Source organism: Actinomadura fibrosa, from assembly GCF_900659615.1.
In the GTDB taxonomy this organism is placed as follows: Bacteria; Actinomycetota; Actinomycetes; order Streptosporangiales; family Streptosporangiaceae; genus Spirillospora; species Spirillospora fibrosa.
Map to the genome: position 1 here is coordinate 1 of NZ_CAACUY010000175.1, position 19,511 is coordinate 19,511.

18 protein-coding genes and 1 pseudogene are annotated in these 19,511 nt (G+C 73.1%); 15 read left to right on the forward strand and 4 right to left on the reverse strand.

What is annotated here, in order from left to right; all coding sequences use genetic code 11:
• The 3 genes and pseudogenes from E1300_RS35910 to E1300_RS35920 all read left to right on the forward strand — a co-directional run.
• Window positions 1-267, forward strand: a pseudogene (locus E1300_RS35910) (DEDD exonuclease domain-containing protein); the annotation flags it as partial.
• Between the two features lie 84 nt (window positions 268-351).
• Window positions 352-1,098 (forward strand): rhomboid family intramembrane serine protease, encoded by a 747-nt coding sequence (locus E1300_RS35915; protein ID WP_131761574.1) that lies wholly within the window; start codon window positions 352-354, stop codon window positions 1,096-1,098.
• 49 nt (window positions 1,099-1,147) lie between these two features.
• On the forward strand, window positions 1,148-1,435 hold the full coding sequence (locus E1300_RS35920; RefSeq protein WP_131761575.1) for an Lrp/AsnC family transcriptional regulator: 288 nt from the start codon (window positions 1,148-1,150) through the stop codon (window positions 1,433-1,435).
• Window positions 1,436-1,437: 2 nt separating this feature from the next.
• On the opposite strand, the gene E1300_RS35925 is transcribed toward E1300_RS35920, so the two are convergent.
• Both E1300_RS35925 and E1300_RS35930 read right to left on the reverse strand, forming a co-directional pair.
• Entirely contained in the window at window positions 1,438-2,130 is a 693-nt protein-coding gene (locus tag E1300_RS35925; RefSeq protein WP_131761576.1) for a PDC sensor domain-containing protein, read from the reverse strand.
• A gap of 68 nt (window positions 2,131-2,198) precedes the next feature.
• Window positions 2,199-3,005 (reverse strand): FadR/GntR family transcriptional regulator, encoded by an 807-nt coding sequence (locus E1300_RS35930; RefSeq protein ID WP_131761577.1) that lies wholly within the window; start codon window positions 3,003-3,005, stop codon window positions 2,199-2,201.
• 83 nt (window positions 3,006-3,088) lie between these two features.
• On the opposite strand from E1300_RS35930, the gene E1300_RS35935 reads away from it, so the two are divergent.
• From E1300_RS35935 to E1300_RS35950, 4 genes are all read left to right on the forward strand, one after another.
• Window positions 3,089-4,132: an ABC transporter ATP-binding protein gene (locus tag E1300_RS35935; protein WP_131761578.1), complete on the forward strand. Its 1,044-nt coding sequence runs from the start codon at window positions 3,089-3,091 to the stop codon at window positions 4,130-4,132.
• An 86-nt stretch (window positions 4,133-4,218) separates the two neighbouring features.
• Window positions 4,219-5,427 carry an ABC transporter substrate-binding protein gene (locus E1300_RS35940; RefSeq protein WP_207400143.1) on the forward strand — a complete coding sequence of 403 codons (1,209 nt, stop codon included), beginning with the start codon at window positions 4,219-4,221 and terminating at the stop codon, window positions 5,425-5,427.
• Window positions 5,406-6,323, forward strand: a complete 918-nt coding sequence (locus tag E1300_RS35945; RefSeq protein WP_242619602.1) for an ABC transporter permease — start codon at window positions 5,406-5,408, stop codon at window positions 6,321-6,323. Before E1300_RS35940 ends, E1300_RS35945 begins: the two co-directional genes overlap by 22 nt.
• Before the next feature lies 1 nt (window position 6,324).
• Window positions 6,325-7,134, forward strand: a complete 810-nt coding sequence (locus E1300_RS35950; RefSeq protein WP_131761579.1) for an ABC transporter permease — start codon at window positions 6,325-6,327, stop codon at window positions 7,132-7,134.
• 43 nt (window positions 7,135-7,177) lie between these two features.
• Here the strand turns inward: E1300_RS35950 and trpD are convergent, their stop codons facing one another.
• Window positions 7,178-8,227 (reverse strand): anthranilate phosphoribosyltransferase, encoded by a 1,050-nt coding sequence (trpD, locus tag E1300_RS35955; RefSeq protein ID WP_131761580.1) that lies wholly within the window; start codon window positions 8,225-8,227, stop codon window positions 7,178-7,180.
• An 8-nt stretch (window positions 8,228-8,235) separates the two neighbouring features.
• Window positions 8,236-8,658 (reverse strand): response regulator transcription factor, encoded by a 423-nt coding sequence (locus E1300_RS35960; protein ID WP_131761581.1) that lies wholly within the window; start codon window positions 8,656-8,658, stop codon window positions 8,236-8,238.
• A 225-nt stretch (window positions 8,659-8,883) separates the two neighbouring features.
• On the opposite strand from E1300_RS35960, the gene ctaE reads away from it, so the two are divergent.
• From ctaE to E1300_RS50545, 8 genes are all read left to right on the forward strand, one after another.
• Entirely contained in the window at window positions 8,884-9,543 is a 660-nt protein-coding gene (ctaE, locus tag E1300_RS35965; RefSeq protein WP_131761582.1) for an aa3-type cytochrome oxidase subunit III, read from the forward strand.
• A 58-nt stretch (window positions 9,544-9,601) separates the two neighbouring features.
• Window positions 9,602-10,513 carry a cytochrome bc1 complex diheme cytochrome c subunit gene (gene qcrC, locus E1300_RS35970; RefSeq protein ID WP_131761583.1) on the forward strand — a complete coding sequence of 304 codons (912 nt, stop codon included), beginning with the start codon at window positions 9,602-9,604 and terminating at the stop codon, window positions 10,511-10,513.
• A complete protein-coding gene (gene qcrA / locus E1300_RS35975) occupies window positions 10,510-11,622 on the forward strand; it encodes a cytochrome bc1 complex Rieske iron-sulfur subunit (RefSeq protein WP_131761584.1) in 1,113 nt (370 codons plus the stop codon). The genes qcrC and qcrA overlap by 4 nt, the downstream gene beginning before the upstream one ends.
• Window positions 11,619-13,256, forward strand: a complete 1,638-nt coding sequence (gene qcrB / locus E1300_RS35980) for a cytochrome bc1 complex cytochrome b subunit (RefSeq protein WP_131761585.1) — start codon at window positions 11,619-11,621, stop codon at window positions 13,254-13,256. The genes qcrA and qcrB overlap by 4 nt, the downstream gene beginning before the upstream one ends.
• 113 nt (window positions 13,257-13,369) lie before the next feature.
• The gene (locus E1300_RS35985) at window positions 13,370-14,497 is read left to right on the forward strand and encodes a glycosyltransferase family 4 protein (protein ID WP_131761586.1); all 1,128 of its coding nucleotides are present in this window, start codon (window positions 13,370-13,372) and stop codon (window positions 14,495-14,497) included.
• Between the two features lie 140 nt (window positions 14,498-14,637).
• The gene (locus E1300_RS35990; protein ID WP_131761587.1) at window positions 14,638-15,447 is read left to right on the forward strand and encodes a hypothetical protein; all 810 of its coding nucleotides are present in this window, start codon (window positions 14,638-14,640) and stop codon (window positions 15,445-15,447) included.
• A 577-nt stretch (window positions 15,448-16,024) separates the two neighbouring features.
• Entirely contained in the window at window positions 16,025-17,548 is a 1,524-nt protein-coding gene (locus E1300_RS35995; protein WP_165503141.1) for a penicillin-binding transpeptidase domain-containing protein, read from the forward strand.
• Window positions 17,549-18,983: 1,435 nt separating this feature from the next.
• The coding region (locus E1300_RS50545; protein ID WP_207400144.1) for a hypothetical protein at window positions 18,984-19,511 on the forward strand (528 nt) is incomplete at its 3' end.

Consider the following 19,511-nt stretch of genomic DNA (forward strand, 5'->3'; position numbering starts at 1 on the left):
CTCACCGCCACCGCCGAGACGGTGCTCCCGCCCGCCGGCGGCGCCCCCGGCGGCGTCGCGCCCGGCGCCGGGTCCGTCGCGGGCGCCACCGCCGAGGAGATGGAGTGCGTGCTGCGCTGGCTCGACCTGCCCGGCGTCCGGCTGGTCGAGCTGGACGGCGCCTGGACGTGCCCCGCGCACGGCGCCGAGGGCATGCGCCGGCTGATCGACAACGCCTACGTGAGCCCGGAGCCCGACCGCCCCGCCCGCGGGCGCCCACTAAGGTGACGGGGAGCAGCGGCTCACGGCCCGGCCGGCGGATCGGCCGATGGACCAGCCGATGGATCGGCTCGTGGAGAGGATCGACCCGGCATGGCACTGCCTCTCTATGACAGCCAGCCGGCGCGGCGCGTCCCCTGGATGACGTACCTGCTGGTGGCCGCCAACGTGCTCGTGTTCCTGCTCACGCCCATGTCGAACTTCGCCACCTGGTACGGCAGGGACAGCGTCCGCGAGTGCAAGGCGGCGCAGTTCACCTACGAGTACGGCGCCGTCCCGAAGGAGCTGACGACCGGGGAGCAGCAGCCGCTGCCCGCCGACGTCGTCCACGAGTGCGGGCCCTCGACCTTCCACAAGAAGCCCTGGACGTCGGCGTTCACCTCGATGTTCCTGCACTCGGGCGCGCTGCACCTGCTGGGCAACCTGGTGGCGCTGTTCGTCGTCGGCATGGGCGTGGAGGACCGGCTCGGCCGGCTCCGCTACCTGCTCAGCTACCTGTTCTTCGGGCTGGTGGCCGTCTACGGGTTCGCCTACACCTCCGCCGACTCGGGGGTGCCGCTCGTCGGCGCGTCCGGGGCGATCGCCGGGGTGATGGGCGCCTACGTGATCCTCAACCCGCGGGGCCGCATCGTCAGCTGGGTGCCGCCGGTGATCATCATCCGGCTCCCGGTGTGGGTGGTGCTCGGCTACTGGTTCGTCCTCCAGTGGCTGTCGCTCGGCGACGAGGAGAGCAACGTCGCCTACACCGCGCACATCTACGGGTTCGCGGCCGGGGTCCTCTTCGCGCTGCTGGCCCGCCGGGCGGGCCCGGCCCGCCGCCTGGCCGCCCTGAGCCGGTAGCCGCCCGGTCCGGATAGAGTCGGACCGTTCGTAGGCAGGGGAGGGTGAAGTGGTCACTGCGATCGTGTTCGTCAAGGCCGACGTCGCGCGCATCCATGAGGTGGCCGAGACGATCGCGGCCCTGGACGGGGTCAGCGAGGTCTACTCCATCACCGGGGAGCACGACCTGATGGCGATGGTCCGGGTGCGGCGCCACGAGGAGCTGAACGACGTCATCCCGGGACGGCTCAACAAGGTGCCGGGCATCGTCGGCACCGAGACCCACATCGCCTTCCGCACCTACTCCCAGCACGACCTGGAAGTGGCCTTCGCGCTCGGCCTGCCCGACGCCGACTGAGGTCAGCCCGCGGTGACGAGCGAGAGGGAGAGGTCGCCGCAGGGGCGGGCGGCGAAGCCGGGGCGGCCGCGGTAGGCGGCGCCGGGCGTCCAGCGGGCGGTGTTGGAGGCCATGACCCGGCCGGGGGCGTTGACGACGAAGGCGGGCGCGGGGATCTCGCGCAGCGCCGGGACGATCTCGTTCTCGAAGGTGCGGGCGAACACGTCCGCGGCGGCGACCCCGGCGAAGGCGCCGCCGACCCGCACCGGCGCCGACAGCGTGAGGACGTACTCGTCGCTGCAGAAGTAGTCGACGTACGGCCCGCAGACGGTCTTCTCGGCACCCGAGGCGGGGCCGGTGAACCACTCCCAGCCGGTGTAGTCGTAGAGGGCGCTGCTCTCGGGGTTGAGGTCGCGCAGCAGCCGGGACGGGGCCCCGCCGGGACCGGTCTGCCACCACTCCAGGTACCAGGCGGCGTCGGCGAGCAGCCCGGGGGCGGCGATGAAGCCCAGCCCGCAGACGAGCGGGCCGAGGTGCGCCGACAGCAGGGGACCCAGCGCGGCGAGGTCGGCGCTGACGGGCGCGCGGCCCGCGCCGCGGACCTCGCCGAGGCACCGGGCCGAGGCGTCGCGCACCCGCGCGACCGTGGCGAAGACGCCGTCCAGGGTCGCGCCGACGCGCGCCGCGGCCGCGCCGACCGCCGATGGCTCGGACATGGGTCACCTCGGTCCGTGTCTGCTCGGGAGCGGACTCCCGGATCCCCAGGCTTGCGCCCAAAGGGTGCTTAGAGGGTGAGCCGTCGTTCAAGGAGATGTTCTACCGCATTCGCGACGTGACTTTCAGCGACATCGCGGGCTCGGACGTCATCGCCGGCCTCGATGGCGCGGGCGATCTCGGCGTGCTCGGCGCGGACGCGGCCGCGGTGGGCCGGGTCGTCGTGGACGGCCCAGATCAGCGGCCCGATGTCGGCCTGGAGCCGGATCTCCTCCCGGGTGAGCCGGGCGGACTGGGACGCGGCGGCCACCTCCAGGTGGAACCGGCCGTCCAGCCGGCGCAGGCCCGCATCGGACCCCGAGCCGGACCCCGCATCAGATCCGGCATCGGATCCGGCGCCGGACCCCGCAACAGATCCGGCCCCGGACCCCGCCTCGGCCATCTCCTCCAGCGAGCGCCGCAGCCGCTCGACGTCGCCGGGCAGCGAGCGGAGCGCGGCGAGCCGGGCGGCGGCGCCCGCGATCGCGGCGTAGTGGTCGCCGAGGTCGCGCAGCTCCTCCAGGGTCAGCGGGAGCAGCCGCTCGTCCAGGTCGAAGGGCCGGGCCGGGGCCTGGACGAAGCTGCCGCCGCCCCGGCCGCGGCGGGTCTCGATGAGCCCCTGCTGACGCAAGGCCATGAGCGCCTCGCGTAGGGTGACCGTCGAGACGCCGAGCCGGCCCGCCAGCTCGGCCTCGCTGGGGAGCTGCTCGCCGTCGGCGAGGAGCCCGAGCGCGATCGCGTCGGCGAGGCGGCGGACGACGGCGTGCACCCGCGCGGTGTTGTCCACCGGGGCGAACACGACGAGGCGCGCGCTGTCCGCACTGTCCGCGCTGTCCATGGGCCCCCTTCCCCGGCGTCGTTAACACAGTGATATCGGATCATCACTTGAACTGAAACATATGAGTCCATATGTTTTCACCCATGCCGGCTTCAGCGGTCAGGATCCGCGATCTGCGCAAGACCTTCGGCGCCGTCGAGGCGGTCGCGGGCGTCGACCTCGACATCGCCGACGGCGAGTTCTTCTCGATGCTCGGCCCGTCCGGCTCGGGCAAGACCACCGTGCTGCGGATGATCGCCGGGTTCGAGCGCCCCACCGCCGGGACGATCGAGCTGGGCGGCCGTGACGTCACGGGCCTCGCGCCCTTCGACCGCGACGTCAACACCGTCTTCCAGGACTACGCGCTCTTCCCGCACCTCGACGTCCTCCGCAACGTGGAGTACGGCCTGAAGGTGCGGAGGGTGCCCCGGGCGAAGCGGCGGGAGCGGGCGCTGGAGGCGCTGCGCAGCGTCCGGCTCGACGGCATGGGCGCCCGCCGCCCGGCGGAGCTGTCGGGCGGCCAGCGCCAGCGGGTCGCGCTGGCCCGCGCCCTCGTCAACGAGCCGAAGGTCCTGCTGCTGGACGAGCCGCTCGGCGCCCTCGACCTGAAGCTCCGCGAGGAGATGCAGGTCGAGCTGAAGGCCATCCAGCGGCGGGCCGGCATCACGTTCGTGTTCGTCACCCACGACCAGGAGGAGGCGCTGACGCTCAGCGACCGGGTGGCGGTCCTCGACCGCGGCCGGATCGAGCAGGTCGGCACCCCCGCCGAGGTGTACGAGCGGCCCGCGACCGCGTTCGTGGCCGGGTTCGTCGGCACGTCCAACCGGATCGGCGGCGTCTGCGTGCGGCCGGAGAAGATCGACGTCGACACCGAGCCCGGCGCGGCGCCCGCGGACGCGGACCAGCACGGCGCGGAGCCCCGCGGGACCGGTTCGGGGGACCGGCACGCGATGGGCACGGTCGCCGAGGTCGTGTACGCGGGCGCGGCGACCCGGTTCGTGGTCGACCTGGAGTCGGGCGAGCGGGTCGTGGCGCTCCAGCAGAACCTCAGGACCTCCTCCATGGACGTGATGCGCCACCGCGGCGCGCGCGTCCGGATCAGCTGGCACTCGGCGCACGAGTTCCATGTGCCGGACGCGCGCTCCTGAGCGTCCCGGCCGAGCGCCCGCCTGATCGCACCGCACGGCAGAACCCGGCACGACCCACTTCCCCCCAACCACCAGAGGAGTTCCCCATGTGGTCCACGCGCATGGCGCTCGCCGCCGCGGCGACGCTGGCGATCGGACTGGCCGCCGCCTGCGGCGGCGAGGATTCGGCAGGCAAGGCGACCGGCGCCGGGCAGGGCGGCTTCACCGTCCCGAAGATCCCGGCGCTCCGGTCGCTGGGCGCCGGCGAGGGCAGCGTGAACCTGGTCGCGTGGGCCGGGTACGCCGAGGACGGCTCCAACGACAAGACGGTCGACTGGGTGCACCCGTTCGAGAAGGCGACCGGCTGCAAGGTCAACACCAAGGTCGCCGGGACGTCCGACGAGATGGTGACCCTGATGAAGACCGGCGAGTACGACGCGGTCTCCGCGTCCGGCGACGCGTCGCTGCGGCTGATCGCCTCCGGCGACGTCGCCCCGGTCAACACCGCGCTCGTCCCGAACTACGCCGACGTCTTCGCCGGCCTGAAGCTCAAGCCGTGGAACTCGGTGAACGGCGTCGCCTACGGCATCCCGCACGGCCGCGGCGCGAACCTGCTCATGTGGCGGACGGACAAGGTCCGCACCGCCCCCGACTCGTGGGGCGCGGTGTTCGACGCGAACTCCCCGTACAAGGGCAAGGTCACGGCGTACGACTCGCCGATCTACATCGCGGACGCCGCCCTGTACCTGATGTCGGCCCGCCCCGAGCTCGGCATCAAGGACCCGTACGCGCTGGACCAGAAGCAGTTCGACGCGGCCGTCGCGCTGCTGAAGACCCAGCGCGGGCTGGTCGGCGAGTACTGGTCGGACTACACCAAGGAGGTCCAGGCGTTCAAGAGCGGCGACTCCGTCCTCGGGACGACCTGGCAGGTCATCGCGAACCTGGCGAAGGCCGAGAAGGCGCCGGTCGAGGTGGCGCTGCCCAAGGAGGGCGCGACCGGCTGGTCGGACACCTGGATGGTCGCGGCCAAGGCCAAGCACCCCAACTGCGCCTACAAGTGGATGGACTGGATCGTCTCCCCGAAGGCCAACGCGCAGGTCGCCGAGTGGTTCGGTGAGGCCCCGGCCAACGCCAAGGCGTGCGACCAGACCGCCGACAAGAAGCACTGCGACACCTTCCACGCCACCGACGAGACCTACTTCTCGAAGGTGCACTTCTGGACGACCCCGATCGCGCAGTGCCTGGACGGCCGGAAGGACGTCAAGTGCGTCGACTACTCCAAGTGGACCCAGGCGTGGACGACGATCAAGGGCTGACCGCGCGCGAGCCGGACCGCCCGGCGCCGGGTCTCCGGCGCCGGGCGGCCGCCCTGCTGCACCGCCGGCCGCGGCTGCGGCTGTCGCTGCTGCTGTCGGCGCCGCTCGCCTGGCTGGTGGTCGTCTACCTGGGCGCGCTCGCCGCGATCTTCCTGACCGCGTTCTGGACGACCGACACGTTCACCGGCGAGGTCGTCCGCACGTTCACGCTGGACAACTTCCGGGGCCTGTGGGACGAGCCGGTCTACCGGACGATCGCGCTGCGCAGCCTCGGCGTCGCCGCGGCCGTCACCGCGATCGACACGGTGCTCGGGCTGCCGATGGCCTTCTACATGGCGAAGGTGGCGCGGCCGCGGTACCGCACGTACCTGGTGATCGCGATCCTGGCGCCGCTGTGGGCCGCCTACCTCGTCAAGGCCTACGCCTGGCGGGTCATGCTGTCGGAGGGCGGGCTGATCGACGAGGCGCTGCGGCCGTTCGGGCTGTCCGGCCCCGGCTACGGCCTCACCGCGACCGTGATCGTCCTGGCCTACCTGTGGCTGCCCTACATGATCCTGCCCGTCTACACGGGGCTGGAGCGGCTGCCGGACTCGCTGCTGGACGCCGCGGGCGACCTCGGGGCCCGCCCGCTGCGGACGTTCCGCTCGGTGGTGCTGCCGCTCGTCTACCCCTCGCTGGTCGCCGGGTCGATCTTCACGTTCTCGCTCTCGCTCGGCGACTACATCACCGTCAAGATCGTCGGCGGGCGCGGGCAGCTGATCGGCAACGTCGTCTACGACAACATCGGCGCCGCCGGCAACCTGCCGTTCGCGGCCGCCGTCGCCACCGTGCCGGTCGTCGTGATGCTCGGCTACCTCGCCGCCGCCCGCCGCACCGGCGCCCTCAGGGAGCTCTGAGATGACCCTCTCGCCCGCCGCGCGGTTCGCGCTGCGCGCCGTCATGGCCCTCGGCCTCGCGGTGATCTACGTGCCGCTGCTGGTCGTCCTGGTCAACTCGGTCAACGCCGACCGGGCGTTCGGCTGGCCGCCGTCCGGGTTCACGGGCCGCTGGTGGTCCCAGGCGCTGGACAACGAGGGCGCCCGCGAGGCCGTCCTCACCAGCGTGAAGGCGGGGCTCGGCGCGACCGCGCTGGCGCTCGTCCTCGGCACGATGGCGGCGTTCGCCGTGGCCCGGTACCGCTTCTTCGGCCGGGAGGCCGTCTCGCTGGTCGTGGTGCTGCCGATCGCGCTGCCGGGCATCGTCACCGGCATCGCGCTCAGCAACGCCTTCCAGGTCGTGCTGAAGCCGCTCGGGATCGGGCTCGGCCTGTTCACCGTGATCGTCGGGCACGCCACGTTCTGCGTCGTCACGATCTACAACAACGTGCTGGCGCGGCTCCGCCGGACCGGGACCAGCCTGGAGGAGGCGTCCGCCGACCTCGGCGCGGACACCTTCCAGACGTTCCGCTACGTGACCTTCCCGAACCTGCGGTCCGCGCTGGTCGCCGGGGCCCTGCTGTCGTTCGCGCTGTCCTTCGACGAGATCATCGTGACGACGTTCACGGCCGGGCCGGGCGCCGAGACGCTGCCGATCTGGATCTTCAGCAACCTGTTCCGGCCGAACCAGGCGCCGGTCGTCAACGTGCTGGCCGCCGCGCTGATCGTGCTGAGCGTGGTCCCGATCTGGATCGCCCAGCGCCTGTCGGCCGGAGCCCGCACCGTCGCCTGAACCCCCCGGGGGCGGGTTCAGCGGCGCGGGTCGGGGGGCGCGGTCAGGGGCGCAGGGCCTGGGAGGCGTCGATCCAGCGGTCCAGCAGCGTGCTCGCCGCCCCGGAGTCGACCGCCGCCGCCGCGCGCTCGTACGCGGCGCCCAGCGTCCCGGTGAGCGCGTCCGCGGGCGGGGCGCCCTCGTAGGCCGTGATGAGGGCCGCGGCGTTCAGCAGGACCATGTCGCGGACGGGCCCGGCCGTCCCGGCGAACACCTCGCGGGCCACCCGGGCGTTGAAGGCGGCGTCGGCGCCGCGCAGGTCCTCCGGCCGCGCCGGCGGGATGCCGAGGGCGGACGGGTCGAACGTCGTCTCCGTCGCGGTGCCGTCGCGGACCACCCACACCGTCGAGGTGCCCGTGGTCGTCAGCTCGTCCAGGCCGTCGTCGCCGCGGAACACCAGCGACGAGCAGCCCCGCGCGGCGAACACGCCCGCGATGACGCCCGCCATCCGCGGATGGAACACGCCGACCGCCTGCGCGCCGGGGCGCGCCGGGTTCGTCAGCGGGCCGAGGAAGTTGAACACCGTCGGCGTGCCGAGCTCGCCGCGGGCCTTGGCGGCGTACCGCAGCGCCGGGTGGTACAGCGGCGCGAAGCAGAACGTGATGCCGACCTGCTCGGCGACCCGGGCGGTGGCCTTCGGCGGCAGGTCGATGGCGACGCCGAGGTGCTCCAGCAGGTCGGCGGCGCCGCACGACGACGACGCGGCCCGGTTGCCGTGCTTGACGACCCGGACGCCCGCCGCGGCGGCCACCACGGCCGCCATCGTGGAGATGTTCACGGTGTGGGCGCGGTCGCCGCCCGTCCCGACCAGGTCGGCGATGCGGCCCGGCACCGAGATCGGCGTGGCGTTGTCCATCATGCCCTCGGCGAGGCCCGCGACCTCCGCCACGGTCTCGCCCTTGGCGCGCATGGCGACCGCGAAGCCCGCGATCTGCACGTCCGTGGCGTCCCCGGCCATGATGCGGTTCATCGCCCAGGCGGTCTCCTCGCCGGTCAGCGACTCGCCGTCCAGCAGGGCGTTGATCAGTGCGGGCCAGCTGGTGCGCGCGTCCATCCCCGGTCCTAGAGGGCCGGGAGGCGGTTCTCGGCGCGCCGCCGCATGAGCCCGGCGACGGCGGTGGCGAGGCCCATCGGGTCGATCGGGAGGCCCACCACGGCGTCCGCCCGCGACCAGGTGGCCAGCCAGCCGTCGTCGCGCCGCGCGATGATCGCCAGCACCGGCGGGCAGTCGTAGACCTCGTCCTTGGCCTGCCGGCACACGCCGAGGCCGCCGGCGGGCTGCGCCTCGCCGTCGACGACGAGCACGTCGATGTCGCCCTCGTCGAGCCGCTTCACGACGGCGGGCTGGGTCGCGACCTCGACGAACTCGACCCGCGGGAGGTCCGCGGCGGGACGCCGCCCGACCGCCAGCCGGATCTGGGCGCGGGTGTTCGCGTCGTCGCTGTAGACGAGGACCTTCATCGGGCTCTCCGGGGCGGTGCTCATGGCAGGGAAGATTACCGGGTCGGACCCGCGCGCACGAGGTCCCGGCCCGGGTTCGCGGACCGGAGGCGCCGGTGCGCGGGGGGACGCGGACCGCGATCCCCGGCCGGGCCGGGTCTCGTGGGGTGCGGGCCGCTTCCAGGGGCGGCACCGGGCGGCCTTCCGGGAGACACGCTCGGGAACTCTAGAAGGGGGGTCATGCGTCAGTCCCCGGATAGGGACGCAATAATGCTGCCCGTGGCAACAGCATCCGCGATAGAGACAACACCTCACGCTCGGGCGAACCGTCCCAATCTGGTCAGCGTGGGGACGATCGTCTGGCTGTCGTCCGAGCTGATGTTCTTCGCGGCGTTGTTCGCGATGTTCTTCACGATCCGCTCTGTGACGATCGGTCAGAACGGGCACGGCGCATGGCCGGGGGCCGAGCTGGACCTGCCGCTGTCGGCCGTCAACACGACCGTCCTGGTGCTGTCCTCCGTGACGTGCCAGATGGGCGTGTTCAAGGCCGAGGCGGGCAAGGTCGGCCGGGACGGCGGCCTGCTGAACTTCCGGCGCTGGGGACTGCGCGAGTGGTACGTGCTGTCGTTCCTCATGGGCGCCTACTTCGTCGCCGGGCAGGCCTTCGAGTACTACAACCTGGTCACGAAGGACGGGCTCACGCTCTCGTCCTCGGCCTACGGATCGGTCTTCTACCTGACCACCGGCTTCCACGGTCTGCACGTCACCGGCGGCCTCATCGCCTTCCTCTTCGTCCTCGGGCGCACCTACGCCGCCAAGCGGTGGACGCACGAGCAGGCGACGAGCGCGATCGTCGTGTCCTACTACTGGCACTTCGTCGACGTGGTGTGGATCGGCCTGTTCGCGACCATCTACCTGCTCGACCTGTGAGCCGCTGATCCGTGACCTGCTCGACCTACCAGACGACATGACCCGAACGGGGATTTCCGTGAAAAGGTTCACCGCATGGCGACGGCGCCCGTGGGCGGGCTACGCCGTCGTGCTGGCGGCCCTGGCGGCGATCGGCGTCATCTACGCCGGCTTCTCGCCGCAGACTGACCGCGCCGAGGCGGAGGGCACGGCCCAGGCCGCGCAGGACCTGGCGAACGGCAAGCAGCTGTTCAACAAGAACTGCGCGAGCTGCCACGGGCTGAACGCCGAGGGCACGAAGGACGCCAAGGGCAAGCCGATCGCTCCGAGCCTCATCGGCGTGGGCGCCGCATCCGTCGACTTCCAGGTGGGCACGGGCCGCATGCCCGCGATGAACCCTGGCGCGCAGATGCCCCGCAAGGAGCCGATCCCGCCGTTCAACACCGAGATCAAGACGGACTACGAGGAGAAGGAGAAGCGGGAGGCGGCCGAGAAGCAGAAGGCGCAGGCCGAGAAGAACCTCGAGGACCTCTCCGCCTACATCGCCTCGCTCGGCGGCGGACCGGAGATCCCGCCGGCCTCGGCGACGGACCCGTCCAAGGGCAACGTCGCGCTCGGCGGCAAGCTGTTCCGCACCAACTGCGCCCAGTGCCACAACTTCACCGGCCAGGGCGGCGCCCTGACCGGGGGCAAGTACGCGCCTCCGCTCTCCCACAGCGACGTGACGCCGACGCAGATCTACGAGGCCATGCTGACCGGCCCGCAGGCGATGCCGGTGTTCAACGACACCACCCTCACGCCGCAGGACAAGCAGGCGATCATCGCCTACCTGGTGCAGACCCGCGAGGAGCCGAACCCGGGCGGTAACGGCCTCGGCCGCATCGGCCCCGTGTCGGAGGGCCTGGCCGGCTGGCTGATCGGGCTCGGCCTGCTGGTGCTGGCGGCCATGTGGATCACCGCGAAGAAGCCGAAGAAGCTGAAGAAGTCATGAGCGACGACAACAAGGAGACCGCGGGCTCCGCGGAGCCCCGCGAGGGCGGCACGCCCGGACGCGTGATCGGCACGCCGTCCCCGGCGAGGGACAAGGCGCTGCTCGCCGAGGAGGAGTACCCGGCGCCCGCGGGCGCGGGAGAGCAGCTCGACGAGGCGTCGGCCAAGCGCGCCGAGCGGATCGTCGCGGCGTTCTTCCTGCTGGCCTTCGCCGGCAGCGTGGCGTTCATCGCCTACTACATCGGCTGGAGCGGCCGCGACGGCGGCATGCACGGCGTCACCCGGGCCCGGGAGTCCAACTTCTGGCTCGGCGGCATGATGGCGCTGTCGTTCCTGGCGCTGGCGGCCGGCGTCACCATCTGGGTGCGGCGGCTGATGACCAGCAAGCCGATCGTCCAGGAGCGGCACGAGCTGGCCGCCGACGCCGAGACCCGCGCCGCGTTCGCCGCGGACTTCGTCCAGGGCGCCGAGGACAGCGGCATCACCAAGCGTCCGCTGCTGCGCCGCACGCTGCTGCTGGCCGCGGCCCCGCTCGGGCTGGCGCCGCTGGTGCTGCTGCGCGACCTCGGCCCGCTGCCGGAGAAGCGGCTCCGCCACACCTTCTGGGGCGAGGCCGTCAAGAAGGCGCAGGCGGAGGGCAAGAAGGGCGTCCGCCTCGTCGTGGACGGCACGAACAAGCCGCTCCGCGTCGCCGACTTCTCCTCGCCCGGCGGGATGATCACCGTCCTGCCCGAGGGCCTGGAGGAGGACGTGCCCGAGGAGCAGGCCCTCACCCAGACCGCGAAGGCGGTCACGATCCTCATCAACATCCCTGAGGACGAGTTCAAGCCCGCCAAGGGCCGGGAGAACTGGCACGTCAACGGGATCGTGGCGTACTCCAAGATCTGCACGCACGTCGGCTGCCCCGCGGCCCTGTACGAGCAGACCACGCACCACATCCTCTGCCCGTGCCACCAGTCGACCTTCGACGCGACCGACGCGGCCAAGGTCGTGTTCGGCCCGGCGGCGCGCCCGCTGCCGCAGCTTCCGCTGGCGGTGGAGGACGGCTACCTGGTCGCGACCAGCGACTACCACGAGCCGATCGGCCCGAGCTTCTGGGAGCGCGGATGAGCGACGCGACGGCACAACCGCCGAAGGCGGTGGAGGGCGCGCTCGGGTTCATCGACGAGCGCCTCGGCTCGACCACCTTCTTCAAGCGCAACGTCAAGAAGGTCTTCCCGGACCACTGGTCGTTCATGCTGGGCGAGATCGCCCTCTACTCCTTCATCATCCTGCTGCTGACCGGGACGTTCCTGACGCTCTGGTTCAAGCCGAGCATGGTGGAGGTCGTGTACGACGGCTCGTACACGAAGCTGAACGGCGTCCAGATGTCCGAGGCCTACGCCTCGACGCTGCACATCACGTTCGACGTCCGCGGCGGCCTGCTCATGCGGCAGATCCACCACTGGGCGGCGATCCTGTTCATGGCGTCGATCCTGGCGCACATGCTGCGGGTGTTCTTCACCGGCGCGTACCGCAAGCCGCGCGAGCTGAACTGGCTCATCGGCATCGGGATGTTCACGCTCGGCATGCTGGAGGGCCTGTTCGGCTACTCCCTGCCGGACGACCTGCTGTCCGGCACCGGACTGCGGATCACGCAGGGCGTGGCGGAGTCGATCCCGCTGGTCGGAACGTACATCTACATGTTCCTGTTCGGCGGCGAGTTCCCCGGCACCGAGATCATCCCGCGGCTCTACATGCTGCACATCCTGCTGATCCCGGGCCTGATCCTCGGCATGGTCACCGCGCACATGATGATCATGTGGCACCAGAAGCACACCGCGATGCCGACGCAGAAGCAGACCGAGGAGCAGGTCTACGGCTACCCGTTCTACCCGGTCTTCATGGCCAAGACGGGCGCCTACTTCCTGTTCACGTTCGGCGTGCTGGCGCTGATGGGGGCGTTCGTCCAGATCAACCCGATCTGGCTGTTCGGCCCGTACGACCCCGGCGCGATCTCGGCGGGCTCCCAGCCCGACTGGTACATGGGCGTGCTCGAAGGCGCCCTGCGGATCATGCCGAACTGGGAGGTCACCGCCTGGGGCCACACGGTCAGCTTCAACGTGCTGATCCCCGCGCTGGTGCCGCTCGGCATCCTGTTCGGCGGCGCCGCGGCCTGGCCGTTCGTCGAGGCGTGGGTGACCGGCGACCGGCGCCTGCACCACGTGAACACCCGTCCGCGCAACGCCCCCGTCCGCACGGCGACCGGCATGGCCGCCGTGACGTTCTACGGGCTGCTGTGGCTGGCCGGCGCGAACGACGTCATCGCCGACAAGTTCCACCTGTCGCTGTTCGCGACGACCTGGTTCTTCCGGGTCGCGATCTTCGTCGGGACGTTCCTCGCGTTCGTCATCACCAAGCGGATCTGCCTGGGCCTCCAGCGCAAGGACGCCGACACCATCTCGCACGGCGTCGAGAGCGGCGTCATCCTGATGTCGCCCGACGGCCGGTACAGCGAGCGGCACGAGCCCGCCCGCGCGGAGGAGTCGACGGTGATCCTCTCCAAGGAGAACGCCCGTCCGGAGGCGCCCTCGCGGGACGCCAACGGGATCCCCGCGCCCGACACCAAGGGCCCGCTCGGGCACCTGCGGTCGCGGCTCGCCCGCGCCTGGACCTTCGACGACATCCCGATCGAGCCGCACGACGGCGGGCACGGGCACGACGAGGTCGAGGCGGGCAAGGAGCCCAAGCAGCTGAGCCACTGAGCGGCTGAGCCACTGAGCGGCTGAGCCACTGAGCGGCTGCTGAGCCACGCGTGTGAGGGCCCGCCACCGGACACCCGGTGGCGGGCCCTTCCGCTCCCATCCCTGGCTGGACGATGACCAAGACCCTGATCGTCACCAACGACTTCCCGCCGCGTCCCGGAGGCATCCAGGCGTTCGTGCACGGCCTCGCGTCCCGGCGCCCGCCCGGCTCCGTGGCGGTGTACGCCCCCGCCTGGAAGGGCGCCGCCGCGTTCGACGCGGAGCAGCCGTTCCCGGTCGTCCGCCACCCGGGCTCGCTGATGCTGCCCGAACCGGGCGTGCTGCGCCGCGCGGCGGACGTCCTGCGGGCCGAGCGGTGCGACTCCGTCGTGTTCGGCGCGGCGGCGCCGCTCGGGCTGCTCGCGCCGGCGCTCCGCCGCCGCGGCGCCGGCCGCCTCGTCGGGATCACGCACGGGCACGAGGCCGGATGGGCGTCGCTGCCCGTCGCGCGGACCGTCCTCGGCCGCATCGGGGACGGCCTGGACGTCCTCACCTACCTGGGGGAGTACACGCGTTCCCGGATGGCGCGGGCCCTGTCGCCCGCGGCGGCCGCCCGGATGGCCCGCCTCGCGCCCGGCGTCGACGAGAAGGCGTTCCGCCCCGGCGCGGGAGGCGCGGACGTCCGCACCCGGCACGGCCTGTCCGACCGTCCCGTCGTGGTGTGCGTGTCCCGGCTCGTGCCGCGCAAGGGCCAGGACGCGCTGATCCACGCGTGGCCCCGCGTGCTGGAGTCCGTCCCGGACGCCGCGCTGCTGCTCGTCGGCGGCGGCCCGTACCGCGCCGACCTGGAGAGGCTCGCCGAGTCCCGCGGCGTCGAACGCTCGGTGGTCTTCACCGGCAGCGTCCCCTGGGAGGAACTGCCCGCGCACTACGACGCCGGCGACGTCTTCGCGATGCCGTGCCGCACCCGGCGCCGCGGCCTGGACGTCGAGGGCCTCGGCATCGTCTACCTGGAGGCGTCGGCGACCGGCCTGCCCGTCGTCGCGGGCGACTCCGGCGGCGCGCCCGACGCCGTCCTGGACGGCGAGACGGGGCTCGTCGTGCCGGGCCGCTCCGTGCCCCGCCTCGCCGCGGCCCTCACCGGCCTCCTCGGCGACCCGGACCGGGCACGCCGGATGGGTGAGCGCGGCCGCGCCTGGGTCGAGCGCGAGTGGCGCTGGGACGTCCAGGCGGCGCGCTTCGGATCGCTGCTCGGCGAGTGAGATGTGGCCCCCTGGGCAGGACCTTCCGAGGGAGGGCGAGGCCCCACGCTCCCCGGTCCGGCTCCGGCGGGACCGAAACCGGGGGAGAGGGCGGTCATGCCGCGTACCGCGGCCGCTGCCAAGGGTGACAGGATGCCGATATGGAGAACGCGGACATCGAGGGCGCATGGGCCCGGGCTCCGGGCGAGGCCGCCCACTGGCTCCACGAACTCGATCCGGACCACTGCTACTCGGGATTCGAGCCGCCGCGCCGCCCCGACGCCGCCTGGCTCCTCCACGCCATGTACGCCTGGGAGGACGGCCTCGTCACCACGACCCACGACGACGTCCACCAGTCCATGACGGCGGCGGGCCTGACCGAGGCGGCCGACGCGGCGGGCGAGCAGCCCGGCGACGTCGGCGACCTGCTGGAGGGCGCGATCGTCACCGGCACCGAGCTCGGCCGCAGCGGCCACCCCGGCGCGGGATGGCGGCGCCTCCGCTGGCGGGAGCTCGCCCGCGGCTTCGGCGAGCCCGCCGTCCCCGAGGGCGAGCTGCCCGGCAGCCGCTGCCTGCGGCAGGCCCATCCGGCCGGGAGCTGGTCGGCCGCCATCCAGCCGCCCGCCGAGGGCTGCCTCGACCGGGAGAGCTGGTACCGCCTCATCGGCGTGCTGCTGCGGCACAGCCCCGCCGGCGCCGCCACCCGCTGCCTCGCCTACTACTGCCCCCTCGTCACCGCCGACTGGGACACCGAGACCGTCCTCGCGGGACGCCTCGGCGACGCCGACCGGCTCTACGACCACCCCTCGATGTCGAGCTGCCCGTCCGACCTGTGGGCGGCCGACCGCTCCTGGGTCGTCTACTGCGACTGGGACCTCTGGGGGACGAAGGTCGTCGGCCCCACCGCGCTCATCGACGCGCTGCTCGACGACCCCGACCTGGAAGGCCTCCGCCTCCCCTGGACGCGCTAGCGCGCCTTGTGCACCGGTCCCGAGGCGCGGACCCCGCCCCCGCGTCGTAGGCGGGGTCCGCGCCTCAGGACCGGCGGGCCGATCGGAGCCGCGCCCCGCTCCCGGAGACCAGTTCCACGCGCCCCTGCCGAGGTGGGGTCGTCACGATCCGATGGTCGCCGGCCCGGCGCCCCTGTGGGGGAGAACCTGGAGATGGGCGCGCCGCTAGGGCCGGCCCGCAGGACCGGATCGGAATGTCGCGTGGACGGGAGCGCGGGGCACGGCCCCGGCGTGGTCCGGCCGTGACGGCGGCCGGAAGGCGGCGCCGGGGCGGGAGGGTGGGCCGCCCCGCCGCGCCGAGCACTCTCGCTGCGTTCGCCATCGCGGGGCACCTCCTGCCGTGGTCCGGTCGCCGACAATCCCGAAGCTAGGCCCCGGATCGCTCCCCGGCACCCCCGTTAAACCGGACTTAAGGGACGCATCATCGGACGCTAAGTCATTCCGGGACCACCCCCCCGCACGGGCGTCCGCCGGGGGCTGGGCAGGCCCGCCGGACACTGAGATGATCGTTCTCCGGACGGGCGGCGGGAGACGGCTCATGCGGTCACGGGGGATCACGGTGCTGGCGATGGCGCAGACGGCCGCCCTTACCGCCGGCGTCGGCGCGGCGCTCCTGCTGCCGGCACGGGACGAGGGCACCCCCGAGAAGGTCGCCGCCGCCTACTTCGCGGCCTGGGGCGACGGCGCCTTCAGCCGGATGCGCGGGCTCGTCGCGGACCCGCCGCCGGACTTCGCCGACCAGCACCGGGCCCTGACACGCCCCCTGTCGGTGAACACGATCCTCCTGGAACCGCGCCCCGTCACCAGCACCGGCCCCGACTCCGCCGAAGCGGGCTTCAAGGTCACCCGCGGCCTCACCGGGCACGACGACTGGACGTTCACCTCCACCTTGAAGCTCGGGCGGGTGAAGGGCCGGTGGCGGGTCCTCTGGTCGCCCGCGACCCTCTACCCGGGACTCAAAGGCAAGGGCACCTGGGCGCTGATGAAGGTGACGGTCCCGTCCGTCACCCTGACCGCCCGGAACGGCAAGGCCCTCCCCGGCGGCCAGCTCGACCCCTACGTCACCGCGCTCACCGAAGGGCTCGCGGGCGAGGACGAGATCGGCTGGGCGATCGAGCTGCGCGACGGCACCGGCCCGTGGCGGCGCGTGAAACTCCTGGACGCCAAGCCCGGCAAGAAGATCAGGATGACCCTCGACCCGCGCGTCCAGGCCGCCGCCGAACGCGCCGTGGACGTCCGGCAGGCGGCGATCGTCGCCGTCCGCCCGTCCACCGGCGAGATCCTGGCCGTGGCGGACGGCCTCGGCGGCCTCGGCGCGTTCAACGGCGACTACCCGCCCGGCTCGACGTTCAAGGTCGTGACCGCGGGCGCCCTCCTCGCACATGGCATGGCCGCAGGCTCCGGCACCGACTGCCCCGCGGTCGTCGTCACCGCGCAGCGCACCATCCACAACGACCAGGACCACGCCCTCGGGCGGACGACCCTCCGCGACGCGTTCGCCGCGTCCTGCAACACCACCTTCGCGCGCCTCGCGGTCGAGGACCTCGGCGCCGCGAAGCTGGCGGCCGGCGCCCGCGCCTTCGGATTCGGCGAGCGGATCACCCCCGGCGTCCAGGCGTCCGGCGGCGGCTTCCCCGACCCCGGCGGCGGCGCGGAACTGGCGGAGGCGGCGATCGGCCAGGGCCGCGTCACGGCCTCGCCGCTGCTGATGGCCACTGTCGCCGCGTCCGTCGCCGACGGCTCCTGGCGCCCCCCGCGGCTGCTCGCACCGGACCTGATCCGCGAAGGCGGCGGACGCACGCACCCCGTCCCCGGCGCCGCGGCCCTCCGCACGATGATGCGGGCCGTCGTCACCGGCGGCACCGCGTCCACCGCCGGACTCCCCGCCGGCACCGCGGGCAAGACCGGGACGGCCGAGTTCGACGGCGGCGCCCACGCCTGGTTCATCGGCTTCCGCGACGACCTCGCCTTCGCGACGTTCGTCTCCGCAGGCGGCTCCGGGCCCAAGGTCGCCGCCCCCATGGCCGCCCGCTTCCTCCGAGCCGTCGACACGGACGGGTGAACGTGGCAGTCTTTGCGCCCGTACTGCTCTGGTGAGCGGTTCGGCCCTGGCCGAATGAAACGATTTTCTGGCACTATCTCACCCGAGTGGCCTCCGGGGCGTATGCTCCGGTGGTGATTGAACGGGTTCGCGAGAACCCGTGGGAAAGCGGTGGGAGCGGAGCGGGTTCCCAGTGCCGCGATCCCGATGTCTCAACGGAACACCCGTCAGGGCCCCGCCCTGACGGCGACGGAGCCTGCCGGCGTTCGCCTGCCCTCCACCTCCTCCAGCAGGAGAGGGCATGGCGCGACGCGACACCCGGCATGCGTCCCGGAGCAACACGCATGCTTCACCGTGGGCGGAAACGCCCGCGCGCCCGTCCTCGGAACCGGCGCCCCAGCAGGGGCCCCGAGTCGAGGAGCTCCAGTGGCCCGAAGGGTCCTGGTGGTCCGAGCAGCCCGACTGGGCCGAGCGCGGACGGCGATCGAAGCGGCGTGAGCCCAAGCGGCGCGAGCGTGAACGGCGTGCCCCCGAACGGCGCGAGCCCGAGCGGGGCAAGGCGCGGCGGAACGAGCCGGCCTGGGACGACCCCGAGCGGCCGCAGCCGCGCGGGGACCGTTCCCGCGAGTACCCACCGCGCGGAACCACACCGCGCGGCCCCCAGGCACGCCCGCAGGCACCGGCACGCCAACGCAAGCCGTGGACCCCCCAACCCCCAACGGATGCCCGCGTACAGCCACAACACGACGCACGCGTGCAGCCGCCCCGCAGCGCACGTCCACCGCAACCTGGCGAGATCGGCGTACAGCCGTCCACCGACGCCCGCGTGCAGGCCCCTTTTGACGCCCGCGTACAGCCACAGCGCGACGCGCGCGTCCCCGAACCGCGCGACGCACGCGCCCGGCAGCCCCGCGATGCCCGTGTGCGGCCACCTCGTGGTGCGCGTTCGCCGCAGCCTGGCGAGATCGGCGTGCAGCCGTCCACCGACGCCCGCGTGCAGGCCCCTTTTGACGCCCGCGTGCAGCCACAGCGCGACGCGCGCGTCCCCGAACCGCGCGACGCACGCGCCCGGCAGCCCCGCGACGCCCGCGTGCAGCCGCCTCGTGGTGCGCGTTCACCGCAGCCTGGCGAGGTCGGCGTGCAGCCGTCCACGGATGCGCGTGTGCAGGCGCCTTTTGACGCTCGTGTGCAGCCGCAGCGTGATGCGCGCGTTCCCGAATCGCGCGACGCGCGCGTCCGGCAGCCTCGCGACGCGCGCCTGCCGCAGGATCGCGACGCGCGCGTGCAGCCGCCTCGCAGCGCGCCTTCGCAGCCTCGCGACGCGCGGGTGCCCGAAGCGCGGGACGCGGGGGTGCCGCAGCCTCGCGATGCCCGGATGCAGCCGTCCGGGGATGGGCGTGTGCAGGCGGGGGCTGGGGGGCAGCAGGCCGGCGGTTCGCAGGTGCGGGATCCGGGGGTGCGGGAGACGCGTGAGGAGCGCGTGTTCGAGCCGGTCGCTCAGCGGTTGAAGGAACTGGAGGACGCGCGCGTCCTGGAGTTGCTCAACTCGCGGGTCCAGGCGCCTACGGAGGAGCGGGACGCGCGGGTGCAGCCGGCCGGTGACGCGCGGGTCCAGGGGTTGCGGGTGCCGGAAAGGCGCGAGCCCGAGCGTGCGGCGGCGTCGCGGCAGCCGGAGCGGCCGGCGGCGCGGAAGCGGCCGCCCGGGAGGCAGCGGACGCCGGAGCGGGCGCCCGGTCCGCGGGCGCGGCCCCGGGGGCTGCGCGGGCCCGCGGATCGGCTGAGCATCGGCGCGATCGTCCTGTCGACCGTCGTGGGGCTGTCCCTGCTCGGCATCGTCGAGCGGACCCTGCTGGAAGGCGGCCCCATCGGCGCGTCCGGGCCGGTCGGGTCCACGCGGCCGACCGGGGACCGCAAGGCGCCCGCGTTGCCCGCCGCGAGCAGCGCGCCCCGGCAGCAGCCGGTCGGCGGGGGCGGCGGTACCGCG

Bases quoted from the DNA above. Each gene is read 5' to 3' on its own strand.
- E1300_RS35915 (WP_131761574.1), top strand. From the start codon at position 352: ATGGCACTGCCTCTCTATGACAGCCAGCCGGCGCGGCGCGTCCCCTGG.
- E1300_RS35925 (WP_131761576.1), bottom strand. From the start codon at position 2,130: ATGTCCGAGCCATCGGCGGTCGGCGCGGCCGCGGCGCGCGTCGGCGCG.
- E1300_RS35930 (WP_131761577.1), bottom strand. From the start codon at position 3,005: ATGGACAGCGCGGACAGTGCGGACAGCGCGCGCCTCGTCGTGTTCGCC.
- E1300_RS35935 (WP_131761578.1), top strand. From the start codon at position 3,089: ATGCCGGCTTCAGCGGTCAGGATCCGCGATCTGCGCAAGACCTTCGGC.
- E1300_RS35940 (WP_207400143.1), top strand. From the start codon at position 4,219: ATGTGGTCCACGCGCATGGCGCTCGCCGCCGCGGCGACGCTGGCGATC.
- E1300_RS35950 (WP_131761579.1), top strand. From the start codon at position 6,325: ATGACCCTCTCGCCCGCCGCGCGGTTCGCGCTGCGCGCCGTCATGGCC.
- trpD (WP_131761580.1), bottom strand. From the start codon at position 8,227: ATGGACGCGCGCACCAGCTGGCCCGCACTGATCAACGCCCTGCTGGAC.
- E1300_RS35960 (WP_131761581.1), bottom strand. From the start codon at position 8,658: ATGAGCACCGCCCCGGAGAGCCCGATGAAGGTCCTCGTCTACAGCGAC.
- ctaE (WP_131761582.1), top strand. From the start codon at position 8,884: ATGCTGCCCGTGGCAACAGCATCCGCGATAGAGACAACACCTCACGCT.
- qcrA (WP_131761584.1), top strand. From the start codon at position 10,510: ATGAGCGACGACAACAAGGAGACCGCGGGCTCCGCGGAGCCCCGCGAG.
- qcrB (WP_131761585.1), top strand. From the start codon at position 11,619: ATGAGCGACGCGACGGCACAACCGCCGAAGGCGGTGGAGGGCGCGCTC.
- E1300_RS35985 (WP_131761586.1), top strand. From the start codon at position 13,370: ATGACCAAGACCCTGATCGTCACCAACGACTTCCCGCCGCGTCCCGGA.
- E1300_RS35990 (WP_131761587.1), top strand. From the start codon at position 14,638: ATGGAGAACGCGGACATCGAGGGCGCATGGGCCCGGGCTCCGGGCGAG.
- E1300_RS35995 (WP_165503141.1), top strand. From the start codon at position 16,025: ATGCGGTCACGGGGGATCACGGTGCTGGCGATGGCGCAGACGGCCGCC.